Annotated in this window: 16 protein-coding genes; 5 read left to right on the forward strand and 11 right to left on the reverse strand. The window is 39.2% G+C overall.

Annotated elements, in window-relative coordinates:
* Positions 1 to 77 precede the first annotated feature (77 nt).
* Entirely contained in the window at positions 78 to 2,132 is a 2,055-nt protein-coding gene (locus ACXAF2_RS10480) for a S8 family serine peptidase (protein WP_475138551.1), read from the reverse strand.
* Between the two features lie 75 nt (positions 2,133 to 2,207).
* On the opposite strand from ACXAF2_RS10480, the gene ACXAF2_RS10485 reads away from it, so the two are divergent.
* Positions 2,208 to 2,420 (forward strand): hypothetical protein, encoded by a 213-nt coding sequence (locus ACXAF2_RS10485; protein ID WP_475138553.1) that lies wholly within the window; start codon positions 2,208 to 2,210, stop codon positions 2,418 to 2,420.
* Positions 2,421 to 2,634: 214 nt separating this feature from the next.
* Here ACXAF2_RS10485 and ACXAF2_RS10490 read toward each other — a convergent pair whose 3' ends face one another.
* The 3 genes from ACXAF2_RS10490 to ACXAF2_RS10500 form a co-directional block, all read right to left on the reverse strand.
* Positions 2,635 to 6,858, reverse strand: a complete 4,224-nt coding sequence (locus ACXAF2_RS10490) for a cell wall-binding repeat-containing protein (protein ID WP_475138554.1) — start codon at positions 6,856 to 6,858, stop codon at positions 2,635 to 2,637.
* Positions 6,859 to 7,299: 441 nt separating this feature from the next.
* Positions 7,300 to 8,613: a cell wall-binding repeat-containing protein gene (locus ACXAF2_RS10495; RefSeq protein WP_475138556.1), complete on the reverse strand. Its 1,314-nt coding sequence runs from the start codon at positions 8,611 to 8,613 to the stop codon at positions 7,300 to 7,302.
* A gap of 172 nt (positions 8,614 to 8,785) precedes the next feature.
* Entirely contained in the window at positions 8,786 to 9,733 is a 948-nt protein-coding gene (locus tag ACXAF2_RS10500; protein WP_475138557.1) for an NAD-dependent epimerase/dehydratase family protein, read from the reverse strand.
* 302 nt (positions 9,734 to 10,035) lie between these two features.
* Here ACXAF2_RS10500 and ACXAF2_RS10505 point away from each other — a divergent pair, with 302 nt between their 5' ends.
* The 3 genes from ACXAF2_RS10505 (at position 10,036) to ACXAF2_RS10515 (ending at position 13,626) form a co-directional block, all read left to right on the forward strand.
* Positions 10,036 to 11,412, forward strand: coding sequence for a cell wall-binding repeat-containing protein (locus ACXAF2_RS10505; protein WP_475138559.1), 1,377 nt, complete (start codon positions 10,036 to 10,038; stop codon positions 11,410 to 11,412).
* Between the two features lie 128 nt (positions 11,413 to 11,540).
* Positions 11,541 to 12,941, forward strand: coding sequence for a cell wall-binding repeat-containing protein (locus ACXAF2_RS10510; RefSeq protein ID WP_475138560.1), 1,401 nt, complete (start codon positions 11,541 to 11,543; stop codon positions 12,939 to 12,941).
* Positions 12,942 to 13,068: 127 nt separating this feature from the next.
* On the forward strand, positions 13,069 to 13,626 hold the full coding sequence (locus ACXAF2_RS10515) for a hypothetical protein (RefSeq protein ID WP_475138561.1): 558 nt from the start codon (positions 13,069 to 13,071) through the stop codon (positions 13,624 to 13,626).
* Positions 13,627 to 13,669: 43 nt separating this feature from the next.
* Here ACXAF2_RS10515 and ACXAF2_RS10520 read toward each other — a convergent pair whose 3' ends face one another.
* Entirely contained in the window at positions 13,670 to 14,815 is a 1,146-nt protein-coding gene (locus ACXAF2_RS10520; RefSeq protein WP_475138563.1) for a heparan-alpha-glucosaminide N-acetyltransferase domain-containing protein, read from the reverse strand.
* Positions 14,816 to 14,935: 120 nt separating this feature from the next.
* Here ACXAF2_RS10520 and ACXAF2_RS10525 point away from each other — a divergent pair, with 120 nt between their 5' ends.
* Positions 14,936 to 15,670, forward strand: a complete 735-nt coding sequence (locus tag ACXAF2_RS10525) for a PIG-L family deacetylase (RefSeq protein WP_475138565.1) — start codon at positions 14,936 to 14,938, stop codon at positions 15,668 to 15,670.
* A gap of 2,042 nt (positions 15,671 to 17,712) precedes the next feature.
* Here ACXAF2_RS10525 and ACXAF2_RS10530 read toward each other — a convergent pair.
* The 6 genes from ACXAF2_RS10530 to ACXAF2_RS10555 form a co-directional block, all read right to left on the reverse strand.
* Entirely contained in the window at positions 17,713 to 18,573 is an 861-nt protein-coding gene (locus tag ACXAF2_RS10530) for an aldose epimerase family protein (protein ID WP_475138567.1), read from the reverse strand.
* A gap of 82 nt (positions 18,574 to 18,655) precedes the next feature.
* The gene (locus ACXAF2_RS10535; RefSeq protein WP_475138569.1) at positions 18,656 to 20,398 is read right to left on the reverse strand and encodes a phospho-sugar mutase; all 1,743 of its coding nucleotides are present in this window, start codon (positions 20,396 to 20,398) and stop codon (positions 18,656 to 18,658) included.
* A 63-nt stretch (positions 20,399 to 20,461) separates the two neighbouring features.
* On the reverse strand, positions 20,462 to 21,838 hold the full coding sequence (locus ACXAF2_RS10540) for a sugar phosphate nucleotidyltransferase (protein ID WP_475138571.1): 1,377 nt from the start codon (positions 21,836 to 21,838) through the stop codon (positions 20,462 to 20,464).
* Complete coding sequence (pssE, locus tag ACXAF2_RS10545; protein WP_475138573.1) at positions 21,835 to 22,323, reverse strand: PssE/Cps14G family polysaccharide biosynthesis glycosyltransferase; 489 nt, start codon at positions 22,321 to 22,323, stop codon at positions 21,835 to 21,837. Before pssE ends, ACXAF2_RS10540 begins: the two co-directional genes overlap by 4 nt.
* Positions 22,320 to 22,790, reverse strand: a complete 471-nt coding sequence (gene pssD / locus ACXAF2_RS10550; protein ID WP_475138575.1) for a PssD/Cps14F family polysaccharide biosynthesis glycosyltransferase — start codon at positions 22,788 to 22,790, stop codon at positions 22,320 to 22,322. Before pssD ends, pssE begins: the two co-directional genes overlap by 4 nt.
* Complete coding sequence (locus tag ACXAF2_RS10555) at positions 22,787 to 23,764, reverse strand: glycosyltransferase (RefSeq protein ID WP_475138576.1); 978 nt, start codon at positions 23,762 to 23,764, stop codon at positions 22,787 to 22,789. The genes pssD and ACXAF2_RS10555 overlap by 4 nt, the downstream gene beginning before the upstream one ends.
* Between the last annotated feature and the right edge of the window lies 1 nt (position 23,765).

Genomic DNA, 23,765 nt, shown 5'->3' on the forward strand with positions numbered 1-23,765 from the left:
ATTCCATCTTATCATAGTATCTAGTAAACTATAACCCTTCATTGGCAAAAAAAAGATAGAGAGGAATCCTCTCTATCTCACTCGTTCATCATATAATGATCAATTTCCCATGCTTTTTCTATGGATAAAGCACCCGGTCCACCTAAAATATGATAACTGTTCCTATTGGAAAATACATTTATCGATTTTTGTAAGTAAGGGCTAGGTTGCTGATCCACCAATACAACCGGGCTATCGGTCCTTGCAGCCAGCGGGCTTATGCTAAGGGCATCGGGAAATTTCCCTCCTGTGGCAAAATAGACTGAATCCGAATCTTCCGTAGCGAACGTCTGATGAACCTTATAATTGGTTTCATAACGATCCAGACCGTAAATTCGAAAATGTCCCGGCAATTGATCAACCATCTTATCTGTAAGGATACCCTGACCGCCGATCACGTACGTCTTGGAAATTTCATTCTCTTTCATATACGTACGAACCGACTGTGGAACCTTCTCTTTTTCAACAAAGAGTACAGGATATTGCATACTGCCACTATAGGAAGCGACCGACAAGGCATCAGGATAGTTTTGACCCGAGACGACAAATGCCTTGTTGGTTGTGTATGGAATCGCGTCATTGATCGCTACGGCCGTTTCATAACGGTCCACGCCAAATAGTCTTTTTGTCTCGATTGATAGATTCTTAATCTCATTTTCCACTTCATGAGAGATGGCATTTTTTCCTCCGATCATCAAAACATGAGAAGGGTTCAACCTTCTCAGTTCTTCCTTGACGGATTCACTTAATCGATTGTTCTTAACCAATAGAATCGGACTATCCAAATGAGATGCCAACGGGGAAGCTGCTAAACTATCCGGGAAGGAATCACCGCTTGCTAAGACAACAAACGATCCATACAATTTGTTGCCATCGATCGTCAACTCTTCTTCCTGTAGTGAGGTCCAGCCATTCTTAGATATTTCTACAGCTGTTTCCACAGAAGTCAGTCCGTAGTGACGATTTTTTGTTTGGACATAGCTCAGCGCTTTTTCTGCGTTGATCAAACCCGTTCCAAGCCTTTCGACTTCAGGTAATGGGGTAGTGGAGTTTTCAAGAACATCCTTTACCTGCATACCTTTTAGAAAAGGGTATTGCTGTTTAACCATGGCGGAAATCGAACTTACAATGGCTGTTGACATACTGGTACCATCCAATGTCTCATAGCCACCCATCCATGTGCTGAAAATGTTCGTTCCCGGGGCAGATACATTTACTGTGGCCCCAAAGTTTGAAAACGTCGATTTAGCCAATGTTGCAGAATCCACGCTTCCTACAGCCAGGACATCCGGGTAAGTTGCCGGGTAAAGAACCGCGTGTTCATCATCGTTACCTGCCGCACCTACCACTAAAGCTCCTTTGTCCACAGCGTAATCAATTGCATCCTCTAGTGCTTGCATATTACTATAGCTGCCGAGACTCAAATTGATGATATCAGCTCCATTGTCCGCTGCATAACGGATGCCTTGAATAACCGTTGACATATAGGTGGTCTTACCCTCAAACACTTTGACAGGCATGAGCTTCACCTTTTCAGCAACAGAAGCAATCCCCATCTTGTTATTGGTCACAGCCCCTACAAGACCAGCAACATGGGTCCCGTGTCCTGACGCATCGACGGGGGGCTCACCTTCATTAATGAAGTTCTTTCCTTCTATTAATCTACTGCGCAACTCAGGATGTTTCAAATCAACACCTGAATCGACAATCGCCACGGTGACTTCTTCTATGGGATTGTAATTTTCCCAGGCCTCCAAAACCTTCATTACCTGAAAGTCTTGGGATTGATTATTAAAATATGTATCATTTGGCGCGGCAGCTTGTGTGTAGACGAGCTGATCGACCTCTGCATATTCTATGTTTTTATTTTTATTTAATTTGGATAGAGTTCCAGGAACGTCTTTAGCAGGAACTTCTATGACTTCTAATTTCCCTTCTTCCGTATCCGAAGACTGTGTCGACACTTCACCTTTTTGATCCTTGTGAACCACCAAAAGTTGAACCTTCTTCTCATCATCCGCCTGCGCAAATCCGTTTGGAAGCAGGATGCAACCAAATAAGAAGATAATAGAAGTGATTATTCTCATTTTCATTAAGCCACTCCTCTCTCAGTTGAATGTCATTTACATCATCTGTAAAAAGTATATAAGATGGTGGAAGGCCTGTCCATGAATTCAAGAAATTTTCAGAATAATAGGCTGAAAGACCTTTATGTTTATATTAAAAAACTTCTTTTCGCATCTGTTGCCATTTTAAATAAGAAAGCATTAGTTGATTTCTGCTACAGGATGCTCGCTTTCCGCGGGGCTGACGGTTGTCCTCCTCAGCTGCGCTTCCATCCTTCTGCTGCAATCAACTTTTTAAGCAAGATACAAGTATAAACAACCCTCTTTGCCAATAGCTCTCCTGCCTGGGCTCTGTCAATCAAGTGTGAGTTGTATGGTGAGGGAATTTAGTAGATCTGGTTTTCAACTTTAGACCAGAAAGAGAGAACATCGAGAAGGCTTGACTTCCTTCCCGGGGAATCTTGTGCTTGGTAGAGAAAATAAAAAAAAGCCACCCGCTATAAATAGCAGGTGACCCTATTAAACTCTATTAGTTTGATACTTTTCCTTGAAGGTCTTCTCTTGCTCCTTCACCTACTGCACCTTTACCACCAAGTACAGTGACAGAAGTGATTTTGTTCTGGTACAGATATTTCGTTAAGAACGCATCTACTTCTTTCGGTAATCCGTTTGGATCTGTCAGTAATAATAATCCTGAGTTATCTGTTACAAGTGGTGCAGCAGATAACGCGTCTGGGAAGTTCTTACCGCTGGCAACATATAACTTGTCTGTGCTATTGGCGAACTCTCCTAGGATTGCAGCCAGTGTACCATAACGGTTCACACCAGAAAGTACTTTAACATCGACAGCTACTTTCTTAGCTTGAGCTACTACATTTTCAGGAACAGCTGATTTTCCACCAAGCACATAGACTTTCTCGTCTTCAAGAATGGCTTTCGCTTCAGCAGATAAATCTTTTCCATCTGTTAAAACGATTGGCATATCATTCGCACCGGCAATGGCCGCAGCACTTAGAGCATCTGCAAAGTTCTTACCAGTTGCAACGAATACACCGTTTCCTTTGAATCCAAGCTCTTGAAGCTTCGAAACGATGGCAAGGTTTGTACCGTAACGGTTTGGCATTCCATCTGTTTCTAAGCGTTCGATATCAGAAGAATTAATTGAGATGCTGTTCAATTGTGTGAATACCTCTTTGGATACGACACCTTCTCCACCAAGGATATACACATTTTCTGCACCAAGACGTTCGATTTCATTCAGTACTTCCTTAGAAAGCTTCCCATTGCTGCCTACAGGTAGGATTGGCGCATCGATTGCGGATGCTAATGGACCTGCAGATAATGAATCAGGGAAGTTGTATCCAGTTGAAAGGATAACAGTTTTGTATTCATGGTCATCGGCGAAGCCATCCATATGAAGCTTTTTGGAAACTTCGATCGCAGTTCCGACACGGTCTTGACCTGATACTTCATTGATGATGTCACCGTCTACCTTGATTGGAAGCAGTGATAATACTTCGTCCGTTTTCGCATCTAAAAGGTATACGGCTCCGATTGAACTCATTGATTCTGAAGGAGTTGTAATCTTAACATCAGTAGTTAAAGATTTTCCAACTTTAAGGTTTTGTGAAGCATTGGCTTCTACTTTCCCTTTCCCTTTTTCACCAGGGGACAGTACGCCAAACTCATTGACTGATAGATCAAGAGTTGTCGTCGGATCCATTGTTGCATAGCCTTCAATGGCAATTGTGTACGTATCATCCGGTAAAGAAGTCAATGAAACTTTTTCATCAGATGTCGCACCTGCAGAGTAAGCTACCTGGTTACCTTTAGAATCAAAGATATATAGATCTACGTCATCAGTAGCATGTGATGGGTTTGAAGTTTGAACTTCTAAAGATACGTTGTTCTTCACTTTAATATCTTTGTAGTAAAATGCATTGTTACCTGGTACTTCTACCTTCTCGGAAGAAAGCTTAGGCGTGCTGAATGGTGCACCGACAACCTTCACTTCTCTCGCTTCAGATAAGTAGTTTGAGAATGTTACAGATTTCGTCATTTCAGTATCCGATGCAACATTACCCAGATCGATTTCACCTGGTTGAGCGACTACATCCTGAACAACAGCTTCAAGTTGGTATTTGTTTACCTCCTTACCAGCTTGTGGTCCGGAAGTTCCGTATACATGTACTTCCCATACCCCTGGTTTAGGAGACTTGAATACATGATCTTCAACGCCCAATCCACCGGCACCGTATCCAGCATATCCTTGGAACTCACTTACTTCCACTCCGTCAGGATTAAAGACGATCGCGCGTACGCGGCCTTTATAATCATCATTTTCACTGATTGCATTTAGTGAGAAACGAACTTCACTTACACCAGGTTTTACGTCAAATGTATAACCTTTTGTTTGAGAAGATTGTACTTCACCTTCTTCGCGGAAGCGGAAACGATTTTCTTGGTTAAAATCATATCCAGTAACAATTGTTTGAGCTGATCTAGCTTCTACATAAGGAGTAGACGCATCATCAAAGACTAATGTCTCAGCATTTACGCCTGTTTCTAATTTCGAAGAATCGTAATCAACTGTAATCGTTTTACTTTCTCCAGCCTTAAGGTTTAATTTTGAAACTGATGGATTAATCCAATCGCCAGTTGGAGATACATCCAGGCTCTTATCTTCATCCGTCTTGTTCTCTACTAATACTTCAACTGTTTCCGGAATTTCTTTATTTCTTACATATAGACCCGGACCGCCGGACACTTTCTCTCCGTGATAGACCGTCACGTCTACATCTTTAATATCTGTGATGAAGTTCTTGCGCAGATACTCATAAGCTGCCGGAACATCAATCAATCCGCCACCTTCTTGAGCACGGTTGTACCCATCCAAATGATTAGCCGTTTTAATCAATGCTTCACGGGCAATTTCATAATTAAATGGAATACGATCTTTCTCAGCTGCAGATTTCAGCAATGCTACAGCTCCAGCAACATATGGTGAAGACATACTTGTACCCTGCATCACAACGTACGGTCCATTTTGTACCGGATGAGCAGCAAATGCAGATCCAGGTCCAACGATATCAGGCTTTTGATTCCCAGCTTCGTTCGGCCCTACAGAAGAGAAGTACCATAATCCTTGTCCTTCTTTAGGAGTACCGTCTGCATTTTTACCATATGGATAGGAATTGTATTCTTTTGCCCACATGTCAGCCGTGATATGAGCACCAACAGAAATGATAGGAGCTACGTCACCAGGTGATCCGACTGTGTCTGCACCAGGCCCGGCATTTCCAGCAGATGTAACGAATACGATATCTGTATCTTCACTTAGGACTGTCATTAATTCTCCATAGGATCCTAAACCATCATTTAAATCTGGTGAAGAACCTAAGCTTAAGTTTGCAACATCGACGCCAAATCCGCCTTCGGATTCAGGAAGCGCAGCATCGACCATAGCCTTTTGGATACTGAATGTAGGAGCTCCGCCAGCTGCTTTGAACACGCGCATACCGACAAGCTCGGCTCCAGGGGCAACCCCTTCACCAGCCACGGCACCGAAGGCATTCGCTTTTGCCGGACCGTTTGCGGCAGAAATACCCGAAACGTGTGAACCGTGCCCGTTGAAGTCAGTGAATAGATTGATCTTCTTCAGACCTGCACCGAACCAGTTCAATTCCATATCATTCACTCGGAAATTTGCTCCAAGCATTTCATCTTCCACATTCACATCAAATGTACCTGTTTCATTGTTTGCATAAGCAGTTTCATCCGTGAAGTCATTATCCATATCTGTATCGATATAGACTTTATCCCCTACCAAGAGAACAGCGAAATTATCCGAATTTCCATTCACTCCATCCGCATTCAAATCCTGGTTCGTCCAGTTAGGATTTGTTTTCGGATATGGATTTGTTTCAAATGCCGTTTTCCCGAAGAAAAATTTGTCATCGGAAGCGTCAAGTCCTGCTGTATTATATGTAGTTTCTCCTACTGTAATGGAGTCACCCTCAGCATGTCCGCCATCAAAAAATACATCGCCCTCTGAAAGGTAGTTGATTCCATCACCTAGATATTTTTTATAACGCTCTTCGATACCGTAAGCAAGTTGACGGTTTGAAATCGTGTAGTCTCTTACTGCCACAATTTTGGAATCCCCATATTTACGTGTTCCTTCTTCAAGACCTTCTGTAAAGGATTCATGACCCGGATCGGGACCTGAGTCAATGATTCCGATACGTGTGCCACTACCATCAAACTTATCGTGAAAATCATCCACTCCCGTTGGAGCATGAGTTTCTGCCTGATTTGGTTTTACAACCGCATCTTCATCGACTTTATTTTGATCCTTCACGGCTAATTCAGGATCCTTGACCTCGCCTAATTCGATTTCAGCATTTTTACCCACTGTACGAACACTCTTAAGGTCAAGAACTTCCATCACTTTGCGTGTAGGTACATCCGCTAAGTAAACATAGTTCTTATAATTCTGTTTTACCTTAACGCCAAGCTTCTCTAATTGACTAGTCGCATCTACTTTACCGTTACCTACGATGACAAGCTCTTGAACAGCTTGCTCACTCATAGAAAGTGCCACAACCTCTGAGAAATTCGAAACTTTGAACTTTTTCGTTTCCTGTAAAGCAGCTTCTGCTTTATCAGGATTGAAAGCTGTGATTCCAGCGAATGATGAAGTTACCAAAGCAGCACTGGCCATAACCGAAAATACCTTTTTCTTAAACGTCAATCCCTTTTCCCCCTTGATAGATTAATAGTAGTGGTCCGAAATACTCCGCATCTTCCAAAAAAATATAATTATGGAAAAATTCGAACTCTAATTTCCATTTTAATCTCAGTTAGTTCTTTAGTCAATAAAAGGAGACGTTATTTTCAGAAAAAATAATATATTTTTACTATTGTTTTTCATATTCGTTTTATTATATAAACTTTATTTGTAAACATTGTCTCAGAACGAGTGCTGGTTGATTTCCCCTTCAGGTTCTCGCTTCTAGCGGGGCGTGAGTCGAGTACCTGCAGCGAGAATCAACATAACTTTACTTTTAACAATTTGAAATTTAACAATCTATTTGGAAACAATATATTTAAAAGAAAATGTTTAAGGACTATTGAATCGGGTAAATAGAAAAAAACTGCTTGCCATGTGACAAACAGTTTTTCTATCATTCTATTAATTTACAACCTTCACTGCTCCTAGATAACGAGGCTTCCAATATACGTTACTCATACTTGTGATTTCTACTCCATCATTACCAGCATGAATGAACTGGTTATTCCCTATATAGATTCCACCGTGTGACGGGCCGGGCTTGTACGTTTCAAACATGACAATATCTCCAACTGCGGGAGAGCTTGACCGGCTTCCAAAATTCCAGATGTCTGATGTCGTTCTAGGGAGATCGATATCATATTTATCATATACATAGTTTAAGTACCCACTGCAATCAAAACCACTTGGAGTCGTTCCACCCCATTTATAAGGTGTTCCTATATATTGTTTCGCCGTCTTGATTAAACCATCTGTATCAAAACCAAAAAGACTTTGGGCTTTCTCAGAAATCACGGACGTTCCACCAATAATCGTAAACTGATTAATACCTAATTTATCAACTGTCGACTTCACAGAAGATGGGACACTATTCGATTGAATCAGCATGACAGGTGAGCTTTTTTTGGCTGCAAGAACGGACCCGGTTAATGCATCTGCATAACTTTCTCCCGTAGCAATGACTGTACTATTTGAAGCAGAGTAATATTTCTCAGCGACTTTTGTTGCCGTATCATATCGATCTTTCCCTGAAATACGGGTCGCTCTTGGCAATTGATTCTTAACGCCGTCACTTACCACACCTGTACCTCCTACAAGAATAGAGGAACTATATTTACTTAACGCTTTCTTTGTCTCTTCAGGGACATGGTTCTTTTCTGTTAAAAGAATCGGCATAGACTTACTGGCAGCAACAGGAGCAATGGCCAGACTGTCCGGGAAATCCCTTCCATATGTAACAATGGCTTGGGAGCCACCAACTAATGCAGCGATTTTTGCCGCTGTTTCGTATCTGTTTTCCCCTCCCACTCTTGTACTGGTAATACCTAAACTCTTAAGCTGAGCTTCGACTGAAGTTGAAATGACAGAACTTCCACCTAATATGTATGCTTTACTTGGTTTTAATCGTTTTAACTCTTCTTTCACACTATAAGGAACGCCATCTTTTGTTACTAATAGAATTGGCGCATTATATTTGTCTGCTAACGGTGCACCCGCTAACGCATCCGGAAAGTTATTTCCCACTGCAATGACGACGGTATTGGCACTGCTCCACCCTTCTCTGGAAACTTTAACTGCAGTTTCATACCGGTCCACACCACTTACTCGATCTATCTGTGTACCTGCAGCTGATGCAGGGTTCTGGAAAAATAATAGGAACATGAAGCTTACTACCGTGACGAAAGTAATAGATACAGGTTTACGATAATTTGACATTTCTCAATTCCCCTTCTCTATAAATCTACAAAAACTATCTTATCATTAAAATTTTCAAAATAATTTTACAGTTATGTAACAAAATTCGTCATATTTACCCCTTTTTTGTAATACCCCTTCCTTCAAACGACACAAAAATGCCCGTTTCTGTTGTAGAAACGGGCATTTTTCGTTATTCGTTTTCTTTATTCCAATACTCCAAAAGTCCTTCTCTCATACTGAACTTTGGATCGAATCCTAAAGATTTAAGCTCAGATATATCAGAGTAGGATTCTTTAATATCTCCTGAGCGTTCTTCCAGCTGTTCGATAGGAAGTTTAGTATTTGTAATCTCTTCATACATTCCGATCAGTTCGTTTAAGCTTGTAGAGTCGCCTGTACCGACGTTAAATACTTTACCGATCGCTTCTTTATCTTCCGACACGAGAAGATTCGCCTGCACAACATCTTTCACATAGATGAAATCTCTCGTTTGCTCCCCATCACCATAAAGAGTAAAGGATATTTCTTCATTGTTTACCAGCTGTTTGAATTTATCCGTTAAGATCGATACCACACCTGAGTACGGTGAAGATGGATTTTGTCTGTTTCCAAAGACGTTGAAAAATCGAACCGCCGTTGTTGGAATATCATACAAGCGGCTGAATGCCAGTACGTATTGCTCAGAGGCAAATTTATCGATGGCATATGGCGTCAATGGTCTGATCGTCGATGTTTCTTTCTTAGGAAGCGTTGGCTCATCTCCGTACACCGCTGCAGAAGAAGCAAATACAAACCGCTCCATTCCGCCTTGTTTGCGTGTTTCCTCCAATAAATATAAAGTCGCTTCCAAATTGGTTTGATGGGTATGAAGTGGATCTTCTACTGAAGCCGCCACACTGGCAATCGCACCTAAATGAAAGATTTTCTTAAATTGATGTTCTTGAAATAGCTTTTCAATAGTCTCTTTTGAAGAGATATCTCCTTCTACCACTGTTAACCTATCGTCCTTCGGTAGGTTATCCATTGAACCCATTGAGAAATTATCTATCACTACCACTTGTTTATTTTTGTTTAACAATTCTTCTACAATATGAGAGCCGATAAATCCGGCACCGCCTGTGACAAGGATCTTGCTCATGTATGTTGTTCCCCTTTCAGTATGGAGAGTTATTCTTTACTTTTTCACTCATGTAAGTATAGCAAAAATCCTAAACGGATTCTATTCGGTCATGAAAATGTAAAACACCCTTAATTTTCTCCCTATTCCCCCATTCAAATACCCCTTTCACTAATGTCAAAAAAAGGCGAAAATTATTTATCTGGAACTATCTAGTCAAATGTTCTAAACGGAATTATACTATTCTAGATGTTATGAAATATTGGTACGGGATTGCCATAGACATCAGCTTAAAAACAAGATTATTATCGGGGGAAAGAAAGATGAAAAAGTGGTTCATTGCTTCAGTGGGTTCAGCGTTACTTGCTTCAAGTTTATTCAGCACATCTGTACTAGCGGAAAGCCCTTCTCAACAAAAGATGGAGCTTTTAGGGTACGACCGTGATGGTTTCTTCGTTGAGGAAGAACCGAATAATACGTTTACGAATTCCAATGAAATCCTTCTTGAGGATGCCGTAAAGGGGACATTCACTTTAGATGATGTGGATATGTATAAGATTCAAGTCGACACTGAAGATCCATTGATTATATACGGGGGATCATGGGATGAAAACCCTGGGATTCTATTAGATATCACTCTATATGATGAGAATAAGAATGTGATTCAACCAAACGAAATGAGCACAGATGTGTTAGATGGATTAATGGCTGATTACACGGTTGCTCCAGGTACTTATTATATGTCTGTGAAGGATAAGAAGAATGCAGCAACTGGGGAAGAATATGTAGTCGTTGCGTCACAATTCTTATTTGAATCTTACGTAGACCGGATATTCGGTAAAGATAGATATGAAACCGCCCTTGAAATTGCACTACAGGGCTGGGGATTCGGGACAGATGAAATCATCCTGGCTACAGGAAACAACTTCCCTGACGCATTGGCCGGTGCACCGCTTGCGTACCATAGAGATGCCCCTATTCTATTAACTACGAAGGGTTCCCTTCACCCATCCGTGGAGGAAGCCATTTATGAATTGGGAGTAAATAAGGTGACGATCCTTGGAGGGCCAGGTGTCATTTCAGATAATGTAGTGAAGGAATTAAAGGCGCTGGATGTATCTGTTACACGTATCAGCGGCAAGGACCGCTATGAGACGGCAGTGGCCATCTCAAAAAAGCTGCCAAACAATAACGCAGCCGTAGTCGTCAGCGGAAAGAATTACCCAGATGCCCTATCCATTGCGTCCATCGCAGCACAAAACGGATATCCGATTCTTTTATCAGATAAAGAAAGCATCCCTGCTGCAACGCTGACACAGGCAAAAACATACGAGATGAACTATGTCATCGGCGGGACCGGTGTCATCAGTAATACAGTTACAAAGAAGCTAAACGATCCGACGAGGATAGCAGGTGCAAATCGTTATGAAACGAATGCAAATATCATTCGCGAGTTTGACGTTCCGACTAGCTTTGTCTTCGTTGCCACCGGCACTCAGTTCGCCGATGCGTTAACAGGTTCTGCTCTAGCAGCTAACTGGGGAGAGCCATTGTTACTGACCACTCCAAATGAGTTACATCCTGAAATCAAGAAGTTAATGATGGATTATACATTCGGTGTGACGATCCTTGGTGGAGAGAAAGCGATCCAGCCTAAGGTTGAAGACGAGATTTGGTCCATTATCGAAGGGATAGAATAATATCGAACGCGCTCACTAGAGGAGCGCGTTTTTTTTATGTCCTCCTAAAATAGTAAATATCATTGTGATAAAATGGTATTATACAAGATTTCACAAAAATAGAGAGAATAACAAAATGGGGGAAAAAGATGAAGAAAAGGTTTATTATTTCGGTTGGATCCGCCTTGCTGGCATCCAGCTTATTTAGTGCGTCTGCATTTGCAGAGAATCCAGCAGCTACACTACAACAAAAAGTGGAGCTTTTAGGTGATGAAGAGGAAGAATTATTATCAGAAGAAGAACCAAATAATACGTTTGACGCAGCAAATGATATTACGGCCGGCGATCTTGTCAATCCCACCTATGTAAAAGGATCCCTTCCTGAAGATGATGTCGATATATATAAAGTAGTGCTGGATAACGACAATCCATTGTTTTTATACGGTTGGTTTTGGCAGGAAACGACCAGTATCCCAATGGAAATCACTTTATATGATGAGAATAAAAATGCAGTTGAACCCAACGAATTCTTTGTTAATGAAGAAAAAGGATATTCTGCCCTTTACCCATCCACGTCTGGAACTTACTATGTTTCTGTTAAGAATAAAAGTGATTTGGGAGTAGACAAAGAATATGCGTTGATGGTGTCTCAGTTCTATCTCCAGCCTAATGTAGAACGGATCTACGGGGCGGATCGATATGAAACGGCTCTACAAGTTGCATTAAAGGGTTGGGATTCAGGTAGTGATGAAATGATTTTAGCTACCGGTACCAATTATCCTGATGCCCTGGCCGGAGCACCGCTTGCTTACCATAAGGGTGCTCCCATTCTATTAACCTCCAAGCAAACTCTGCATTCTTCAGCCAAAAAAGGAATTGAAGAATTGGATGTCGAAAAAGTAACCATCCTTGGGGGCGCAGGCGTAATATCTGATAACGTAGTAGAGGAAATTAAAGATTTGGGGGTTTCTGTTACCCGTATCAGCGGAAACAATCGTTATGAAACAGCCGTTGCCATTTCTAAGTCTCTTCCCAATCATGATGCAGCGTTTGTCGTAAGTGGAAAGAACTACCCTGATGCCCTTTCCATTGCTTCCATCGCTGCACAAGAGGGCTATCCGATCCTGTTATCTGAGAAGGACAAAATCCCTGCTTCCACCCTTGCTCAAGCGAACACATATAAGAAAAACTACGTCATTGGCGGAACAGGTGTCATCAGTCAGTCCATCATGAATAAATTAAACCATCCAACAAGAATTTACGGTATGAATCGCTATGAAACGAACGCCAGCATCATTCAGAAGTTCAACGTCCATACTGGTTCGGTGTTCTTTGCAACCGGTACTCAATTTGCCGATGCATTAACAGGTTCCGCCCTTGCAGCACATATCGGTGAGCCTTTATTATTGACTCCTCCGGACAGATTACATCCAGCAATCAAAGACCTGATGATTGCTTACACATATGATGTTAAGATCCTTGGCGGAATCAAAGCCATACAACCTAAAGTAGAGAAGGACATTTGGGCAGTCCTGGAAGGCAACCAATAAGCTGTACGAAGCGCGTTCTATTTAGAGCGCGTTTTTTTACCCAGAATAATATATAGAATTTTCTGTATTTTAATGGTAAAATAGTATCATATTTCAATCCTTACATAAGAAAGAAGGCACATTACCCATGGAGTCCCTCACACAATCAGTTGCTACCATCTATAAAAAACTAGTCATACACCTTGATAAGGACGAGCTTCGTGAAGAGGTAAATAATCAATTACTTCTAACGATGAAAAGCTCATCAGCAGAGGAAGAATACACAAAAAATTTGGTGAAGGCTATTGTATTTCATGTTGAATCAACCAAAGCTCTTCATGGAATTCTGCAGCCACTTCTGTTAAATGAAAAATATCCTAACCTAGACGGTGTTTCGCAGCTTATGAATCGCGCACAAGTACGCATTGAAAATGAAATGGATGAACTAATCCCCCTTTATCAAGAGCAGATCGAGAGTGAAGAATCCAATAATGATCTCGTTACACAATTGGAAATATACTTTACGACGACCTTCACAGAACTTCGATTAACGTACCGTTTTGTCGACGCATTCGGTACAGAGAGCAATAAAGAGCTGTTCCAACCTTTATTTGATTTTCCGGCTGAAGAGGTTGGAGAAACCATTCTGAAATACACAAGAACCTATGCCAGCCTTATATTTGAAAAGACTTTAAATCAGAAATAGAAGAAGGTCCGTCCCTCAATGAGAGGGACAGACCTTCTTTCTTTTATACTTTCAAATACCACTTTTTCCTATGACAGACAAATGCAACGATTGTCCAGAAAATCAGGTTCAATAAGCCATAAGCCAGCTGGGGATGAGGGGCAAACGTTGCCATCCATTCATTGATGACCCTGGAAAGCGATTTTTCTATACCGTCATCCCTGACTGAAAGATGGATCAGCACAGAACCGAGCATGAATTTACCAAAATAAATCAAGAAGCTATTCCGTCCATAGGCTTCCAGGAACCAAACAACCGGCTTAAGCGCCGACTCTTTGGCGTCTACTTTTCGTTTATCGAATATTAGATAAAGAATCGATAGCATACTAGCTGCGAATCCAGCTGCCAATAGAGCAAACGCAGGAGTCCATAAACGTTTGTTATATGGCAGGAAATGATCCCAAGCGAGAGAAACGGCAATCAATAGAACACCTATCCCTAATAACTCCCGCCATGCCCCTGTCTCTTTACGGGTCAATATTAATCGTCCAAACGCATATCCGAAGAGGACATTCGATAAGGCCGACAAACTGGTGACCAGCCCTTCAGGGTCATACCCCCGCTCGCCATGATGATACAAATGACTCTCCCCAAACACAGCACTATCCACCACATGTGAAGGATTGCATTCCGGCTGAGGCAACCCTCCTTCACACGATTGACCTGTGTATAGGATGAGCCCCCCATACACCGACGACACCAACAAGGCAATCATCATTAACTTCAAAGGAGATTGTACAAACTTGGTGATCGCCACCGTAACAATTCCCAGAAGTGCGAACATCTGTAATACACCGGTCAGTCGAATAGTCGGGAAATCCAACGTCCATTCCACAATGATTGTAAAAATGATACCGTACACAATCAAGCGAACGGTCCGCTTTAAAATCTTCCCCCACTTCACCCCGCGCTGATACGCAATCGCCATACTCACACCAAAAATGGTGATGAACGTCGGTAAAATGATATCAATCAAAGTGACCCCATACCAATCCGCATGACGGAAATAAGGGTAGTCCACCTTCCCATAAGGAATCGTACTTAAAAACACGGATAATGCTACAATAATCCCTCTCAACATATCAAGGGAATAGACTCTTTTTTTCTTTTTCACTAGTACCTGTTTTTCTGTTTGTTGAACTTGTTCCATACTCCGTTCCTTTCACTTCACGTTCTATACTTTCCTACTATGAAAGTATACACCAGCCCCCAAAACTTTGATAGAATCAATTAGTAAAGATTTAACTATTTTTCTCACCTGGAGGTCCACATGCGAGTTGTCTATCTATCTCTCATTTTATTATTATCCGCTTTCCTTGGCGGTTGCACTCTTTTTGAAAAAGAACCTGATACCTCTGTCTTCTACGCTCCACATGCAGACGACGAAACTCTAAGTTTAGGGCCTTCCATCCTTCGTCAAATCGACAAGGGAAATGAAGTAGCCGTGGTGCTGCTATCACACGGTGAAGCCAGCCAATCCATTAATAAAGTCAACGAAAACTTACGAGAAAAAAATTTGCCACCTATTTCTAAAGAAGAGTTCGGTGACTCAAGAGTGAAAGAATTTAAGAAATCCGTTGAAGAATTGGGAGTCCAGCCAGAGAACGTTTTCGTATATGACCTACCCGATGGCGAAATCAAGGAAGATGATGTCATCGAGATCATGAAAGAAATGAACGAACGATATCCTGAAGCCAGACATCATGCGTTAACCTACAACGATCCTCACAAAGACCATGCCACTTCAGGGAAAGCCTTGAAAAAGCTGGTTGAAGACGGGACCATACAATCTGCCCTCTATTACCTCCCAGTTCAAGAGTTTGAGCATTTGGAGTACGACGACACATATCCCGTACCTGACAATCTCTCTGATGAATATACTAAGAGTTTGGATGCTTATCGGATTTGGGAGCCTGGTGAAGGGTTTTATCGTATTGGGTATACTTCGGTGGAGTCTTATTTTGTGGAGGCTGGGAAGTATGGGGAGAGTCGTTGGCATAGGTGATAAAATAGGTTTTGAATGGGAATAAGCAACCTTAGACTTATTAAACATCTTTCCAATATAGGTTCTCCGTCTGAATGAAGTCCAAGAAAAAAGAGATTACCAGATTAAAAGCTAAAAAAGTCAGCTTTCTTGATAGTGAAAGGGCGACTTCAAAGGCAGTTGAAGATAAGCTGCGAAAATCCGGAGGGTTTCCTATTCAGAAATTTTGGCAGGAAGGGCCTCTATGGTACTGTAACAAAAATAGGAAAGGATTCCCTATCAAGAACCCAATTCCCATATCCAGCTATCTATCACCAAAGGACACTCTCCCTTCTGCAATAAAGTCAACACTAACAAGGGTGATATGTTCAATCATTATGAGCATTTGTGGTTTGCGACTGGGTGAAAAAGCAGCTTCCAAGTCCTGTTCGAAATGGCGGTTGAAACAGGGAACTAATTAGCGAAAACCTGCAATAGGATAAGAGAGCGATTTGTGGCTACAGGAACTAAATTCCCGGAGGTTCTATCTAGCACTACTGTACCGGCAGCATAAAATAATACACCTATACTGTTGGTTACTCCAAATCAATTTAGGCTCCTACTAAGTTTTTATAAATCGATTTAAGCACTATAAAGTGTAGGAAATACCGGGTGATGTTCGGGTAAAGTTATGAAGAAATTGGATGATGTCTTAGGTCACATAGATTGATTTTACCCTTTCATTCGGCATTAAAGACCTCCACTATACAAAATTAATTGTATAATGGAGGTCTTTATATTCAATATATATTCAAAAAATATATTAATAGAAAAAACCTTTAACTAACTTCACCCACCCAAAAAATGAAACCCAGAGTGGAATACTAAGCAATGTTCCCCAATACATACCTACTATAAAGTTGCCTTCCTTCTTCATCATTCAAGCACCCCTAACAGTTTTTAATCAATTGGAGCTATTGAACTGAACTGTATAAACTCATTATAAGTAATGGTAGTTAAAAAGATTGTCAGAACAGAGATGAATTTAATAAGATCTTTTATCAGAATTAATCGAAAATAATACTCCAGTTGATATTAATTTCCCGTTTCGTCAATGGTTTAAACTATTTCTCTTATTGGTTAAACGTTCTAAGAGATACTGAATTTATTTTCTCATGACTGATGGAGATGAGTGAAGGGTGGTTTTGTTACCAAGGATGTATGCTTTTCCCATTGGATTTTCATTGTGGTTTTAGTGGTTATTAAATGCATAGAAGCATGGGAGACTATTTAGGGTATAGGAATTTGCATTTGTGATGTGTTGAGTAATCTTAATGTCTGTCTTCAAGGTATGAAAAATAAGGTAGTGAATCTGTTCTAAGGGATAATTGTTTTGGAAAACAAATAAATTCTCGGAACATTCAACATGTTATTAATTCTTAACATTAGCTCTTCCTTTAAGTTGATTTAACTTCAATTGACTATCTTCTAAAGAGTTCCTAACCCCACTAAATTAAAACTTAATCTTAGGTTCCGCCCCTGAAGGTCGCAAGCAAAATCACCAAAGGCTGTTCCGTGTATGCTCTTGCTTTATCAAATGTCATTTCTAATATACAGTGGGTCTGGAGATCTTAAGTTCCTTAGCGATTTGTGCTACTTTCAAATTTTCTTTTACGTAGTTCATGAATCTTTACATATAACACTAACTTCTCCTCCAAAATCCTAACCTCTAGTAAAATAACGTCACGATCGATTTTATTAAAGTAGTAGGTGATTGAGCAAAAGTGTAAAATCTTATCAAGCAAAAACTGTCAACTTTATTCTAGCGATCACACCCCTCCACCAGCTACACAAAATCCCTCCCTCTTCAATTTAATACTTTGACGCTATGCACTTTAGATGGCTGGGGGTCTGAACCCAAAATTAAAGTCAAATCATAATAAAAAGACTTCAAAGAAAGGGGTACTCTACTTTGAAGTCTTTTTCGGTAAATTTTTATTACAATACACGAGTACAAATTATAATTTTTCGCGTATTAGAATCATAGTGAAATACATAGCATAAGTTTCCACCAGTTTATCTTTTTAGTTCGCAGAAATAATCACATTTGTTTCCAGTGTATTTCCCGGTTTGATCCATTGAAGTTCTTCTTTCCTATTCATCTCATCAGTCTTAGCCATCCAAGGTTCAATACATACAAAATCATGGTCTTCTTGAGTCCAAAACATAATGTATTTAAAGTTTTCGTCCGCTTTGATAGTAATAGTACAATCTGAGAGTTTTGCTTTTAACTCCATACTACTGGCATCTAATAATACCACTGCTTCACTTAATCCTTTCAAATCTAAAACCTTAGAAAAGGCATTTTCTGTGTGTGTATTGTAGTCATAGTATCTTGTAGCATCAGACTCAATATCTATCTCTTTCGTTTTGGACAAGAAGTAAGGGTGAAAGCCAACATATAAAGGTAATTTAGTTCCGCCTTTATTGTGATACCTTTGATTAATTGTTAGCGCATTATCTCTTAAGATATATGTATATTCGATATCAAATTCAAATGGGTACATTTTTAAAGTATCCGGGGTACTGCAAAGTGAGATTGTAAGAGAAGCTTGTTGAGGATCACATTTAACCTCTTCTACTTTCCACGGTAGGTTACGGGCGAAACCATGATTAGGCATTGAGTATACATTCCCATCCCACTCATACTGTCCATTTGACAGCTGCCCCGACATAGGAAAGAGAATCGGGATACCCCCTCTTATATTAGAAGAATTATTATAAAACGTTTCTTTGTTTAGATACAAAAGCTCTTGACCATTAACCCCAAACCCAGTGATAATTCCACCACGCTCTGGACATACTTTAAGCCAACTGTCGGATTTCTCACTTCTTAATTCATATATATTAAATGTACGATCTTTGTAACTTTGAACTGAATACATTTTCTCGTCCTATTCTCCATAAGAAATTTTTAAATAACTAAAATAAGAGGGTAACCCTTTAAGGATTACCCCATCACTTACATTAATTAGTGACCCTTCCGTTTACCCGTTCCATTACAGCTTCTTCTAGATTTTGAAGTTTCAGCTGACTGTCTACTAGAGATGAGCCTTGAACTCCAAAGTAAAACTTGGCTTTCGGCTCTGTTCCAGAAGGGCGTACACAGAACCAGGAACCATCTTCCAGGAAGTATTTAATTACATTTGATTTAGGCAGGTTGATCAATTCTTTCATACCATTCATAGAATTAATCTTCTCTGAAGTCTTGTAATCTTCAATGGTAGCCACCTTTACACCCGCAATTTCTTTAGGAGGATTACTTCTAAAATCAGCGAGAATCTCAGCGATTTGTTCAGCACCCGCTTTTCCTTTAAGCGTTAATGACATAAGGGATTCTTTAAAATATCCATACTGTTCAAATATGTCCATTAGACCATCATACAAAGACTTACCTTGTGACTTATAATACGCCGCAACTTCTGCAGCAAAAATGGCTGCCTGAACAGCATCTTTATCACGTACGAAATCTCCAATCAGATAACCATAGCTTTCTTCATAACCGAATAAGAATGTATGCTCACCCGTTTCTTCAAACAGCTGGATTTTCTCTCCTATGAATTTAAAGCCAGTAAGTGTATCAAGAGTAGAAATCCCAAAGCTCTCAGCAATTACCCTCCCGATTTCAGAAGTAACAATCGTTTTAATCACGATTCCATTCTCAGGTATTGTTCCATTCACTTTTTTCTGAGTCAAAAGGTAGTGTAGCATCAAAGCTCCCATTTGGTTTCCTGTTAGCACTTCGTATTTGCCTTCAGCGTTCTTAACTGCAACCCCTAAACGATCCGTATCAGGATCTGTCCCCATTAGAATATCAGCATTTTCTCTCTCACCATACTGAATAGCCAATTCAAAGGCAGCATGTTCTTCAGGGTTAGGAGATTCTACTGTTGAGAAATCCGGATCTGGCAATTCTTGCTCTTTCACAATCGTAACATTCTTGAATCCAAAATTAGTGAGACCTTCTCTTACTGGAATATTTGCCGTACCATGAAGAGGAGTGAAAACAATTTTAAGATCATCCGAAGTCTCTTTGATGACACTAGCATTTTGTCGAATGGAAAGTAATTCTTTTTGATATGCTTTATCCACTTCATCCCCTATATATGTAAGAGTTCCATTACTTACTAAATCAGTTTCGTCAGCAACCTTTATTTCCAGCTCATTTTCAACACTGTTCACATACTGAATTAATTCGTCAGCCATCTCTGGAGGAATCTGTCCACCATCTTGGCCATACACCTTATATCCATTGTATTCAGATGGATTATGGCTGGCCGTAATAACAATACCCGCAAAAGCATTTAATTGGCGGACAGCAAATGAAAGCACGGGTGTCGGACGGAGTTCTTCAAATAAATATGAATTAATCCCATGTTGTCCAAGCGTTTTTGCTACCTCTAATGCAAACTCTGGTGACTTATGACGAGAATCATATGCGATAGCTAGTCCTTGTTGCTTAGCGAATTGTCCCTGTTCTTCTATATATAGAGCAAGACCTTCAGTCGCTTTTCGAATCATGTAAATGTTTAGACGGTTGGTTCCTGCACCCAACTCTCCTCGCATTCCACCTGTACCGAATTCTAGGTTACGATAAAAACATTCTTCTAACTCTTTAGGGTTTTCTTGAATAGTTATTAATTGTTCTTTTAATTCAGTATCTAAAGACTCATTTGAAAGCCATTGTTTTGCTTTGAATTCCCATGACATACTCTTTTCCTCCAATATTCATCTTAAAAACACCGCTAAGAATTCTCTTAGCGGTGTAGTCATTTATTTCGTAAGTTCGTAACACTTTTCTTCAATTTCTTCCCACTTCATAAACACTCTTACAATGTCTTCCTCAATGAGTTCTTGCCCACTTTGAACCTCAATGAATTCTAGCTCAGAAACTGCTTTTAGAGAGTGATGGTCTCCTTGGTTTATCTGTAATACATCTCCTGGTTTTACAACTCTAAGATTACCATTCAATGCAAAAACACCTTCACCTTTTACGATCGTCCAAACTTCTTTTCGAAGATTATGGAATTGATAGCTTAAGTTTTTACCTGCAGCAATTCCAATCTTTTTAGTGAGAACCTCATTCCCATCTTCGAACTTAGTATGATCTAAAACCTTGTACCAACCCCAACGTCTTTCTTCATACATTGGTCTATTCTCAAATTGTCCTACCACTTCTTTAATTCTTGGACTAGCTTCCTTTTCTGAAACTAATATTCCATCAGGACTAGCTGCCACTACTAAATTAGAAACTCCCATCACCGTAACAGGAATATCTAGTTCATTAATAAGATGTGTATTTTCACACTCTCCACTAATAACACCTTTACCAATTTGATTCGAGCTCATCTCTTCAGTAAGTGTATTCCAAGTACCTAAATCTTTCCAATAACCCTCATAAGGTAAAACTACAATATTTTGCGCCTTCTCAACTACTTCATAATCAAAGCTGATTTTCGGAAGACTCTCATATTGTTCTAGTAAATCAGCATAATCGGTTGGCAAACCTTTTTCAATCAACATGTCTATCAGATAACTAAGTTTGAACGCAAAAACTCCACAGTTCCACAAAGCCCCTTGAGCAATTAAATTTTTCGCATCAGCTTCAGAAGGCTTTTCAGTAAAACGATTAACTTCTCTATATTCTTGATGTGAATCTGCTGCATTAGGTACAATATATCCATACTTAGATGATGGATAAGTTGGTTCTACACCTATTAATGCTAGATCAGAATAAGTCTTGTTAATAACTTCTTCAAGATCTTTTACTCTTTCAAAGAATGCATCATCAACGTATGGGTCAACTGGTAATACTGATATTACTTCTGTTAAAGGTGCTTTTTTCACACTGTATAGGTAAGTAGCAGCTAGAGCAATTGCTGGAAAGGTGTCTCTCCGACATGGTTCAATAACTATTCCTACTTCATTGTTAATTTGACTTTGGATCATATCTACCTGAGATTTGCTCGTTGCAATTACAGAGGATTCATTGAGACCAACACTAGTTAACTGATTCCATACTCTTTGAACCATAGACTCTGGATTACTCTCTTTACTTTCAAGAACTTTTAGAAATTGTTTAGAGCGAGCGTCATTTGATAGTGGCCATAGACGCTTTCCTGAACCTCCTGATAAAAGTACTAATTTCATAATCCACTTCCTCTATTATTATTTATATAGTCGGTAATATCATAGAGTAAGCCAAGCTTATCACTTTCATAAGAATTATAAGTATTATCAATCACCAACTCAACTTTTTCATATAATTCTTCATCTTCATTTAATACTGCAATATACCCTTTATTTTCCAACGTTTCACATATCTCTAATTGGTGATTATCAACGTGTTCCTTGTACTTTTGCAATCGAGGTACTGCTATAACTTTTTTATTTGCATTGATTGATTTTATAATACTTGAGGTACCTCCATGGGTTACAACAACTTTTGCTTCATTAATGTATTCCATAAAAGTAGCACTGTCCATAAACTTATAAGTGATAACGCCATCTATATCACAATTAGTGTATCCGCATTGGATCACAATCTTACCATCATATAATTTTCTCATTTTTTCTATTTGATTAATAATTCTACAAAAAGGAAATCTCTGGGTTCCTAACGTAACAAATATCAATATAATCTTCCTTTATATATACTATTTGGTATTTTACTTTCGAGTTCCGGCCATTGAACATAAAATCTGTTGGCTAATAACTTAGCGACTCTTCCCGTTATAGTTAGATTGTTTATTTTAGCTAAGCTTTCTATATAAATAACTTTTGAACCAAATAATTTCGAAAGTATTATGAGCGGCAGTGTTGCTCCTGCACCGGTACTAATTACATATTTAGGTCTTATTCTAATTAATGTAACAATTGAGATAGAGATGTTTTGTATTAGTTTAAGTAGAAATAATTTCTCCTTCCTATCTTGCTGGACTAGATAGAATATTTCACTTAAATCTTTGTCAAAAGAATTTTCAAAAGGACTTCTCTCTATTAATGCGTATTTATTAACATTATTATTAAATTCCAATTCTCTAATTAGTATTTTTAACTGCTCTAAATGTCCACCGGTAGAGGAAGTATATAATATATTCATAATCTATACACCGCCTTAATTGATTCTAACTTACCATTCCAAGAATATATTTTTTCTTCTCTAATTGTACTATTATCTTTTAATAATTCGGCATAGTTAGCTAAATACTTATAAATGGTTTTCGCCATATCAGTAGCATTATTGTCTGTAAACAAATATCCCTTAGGGTAAATTTTCTTTAAAGTTTGAGTATTAGATAAAATAGCTGGTTTGTTAAGAGAAAGGCTTTCAGTAGATACACTAAGTTGTATATTCTCATTATTCGTTAACCCCATAACCACATCAGAATTTAGAAAAAGAAATTTATATTCTTCAGCACTTACAAACCCAGTAAAGGTAATATTTTTAGGAATGGTTACTCCTGCTAGAATTTTTAATGCTTTATTTTTATTTCCAGTTAGCATTATATTAAACTCTTTATTTAAATCTGCCAAATTAATTATCTCCATTAATGGTTCATCAGGATTATAAGAACATGGTATCAATATATTTATTTTGTTTTCCCTAATAAATTCATGATCATTTATTAGGAGCTCTTCGACTTGATTATCAGCAGGAGGATCTGGTAAAACCTCGATTTTATTACTCGTTATTAAACCTATTTTAATTAATTCGTCTAAATAGTCTTCATTATGAACCAGAGTCAAATCTGAATACTTGTTGATAATAGTCCACACAAATGGGAGTTTCCCCCATGCTCCTCGAGTTGCCCCGTTATGCATATCCAAAACAATATAAGATTCTCTCCATAATAATTTTATTATAGGGAAAATATACACTATTAAATTTGGTGGGAGTTGGAATATAAATTCTTTTCTTTTAGCTTTAATTATAATCCTAAAAGACTCTACTAAACTTATTAGATACCTTACTAACAACGTTTTTTCAGAATGAATATAATGAATATTACAATTTATATGATTTGACAATCGTTCTGCTCTAGATTGATATTTCCCCCAAATTAAAAACTCCATA

The sequence above is a fragment of the Rossellomorea sp. ABR4_004 genome (assembly GCF_056159585.1).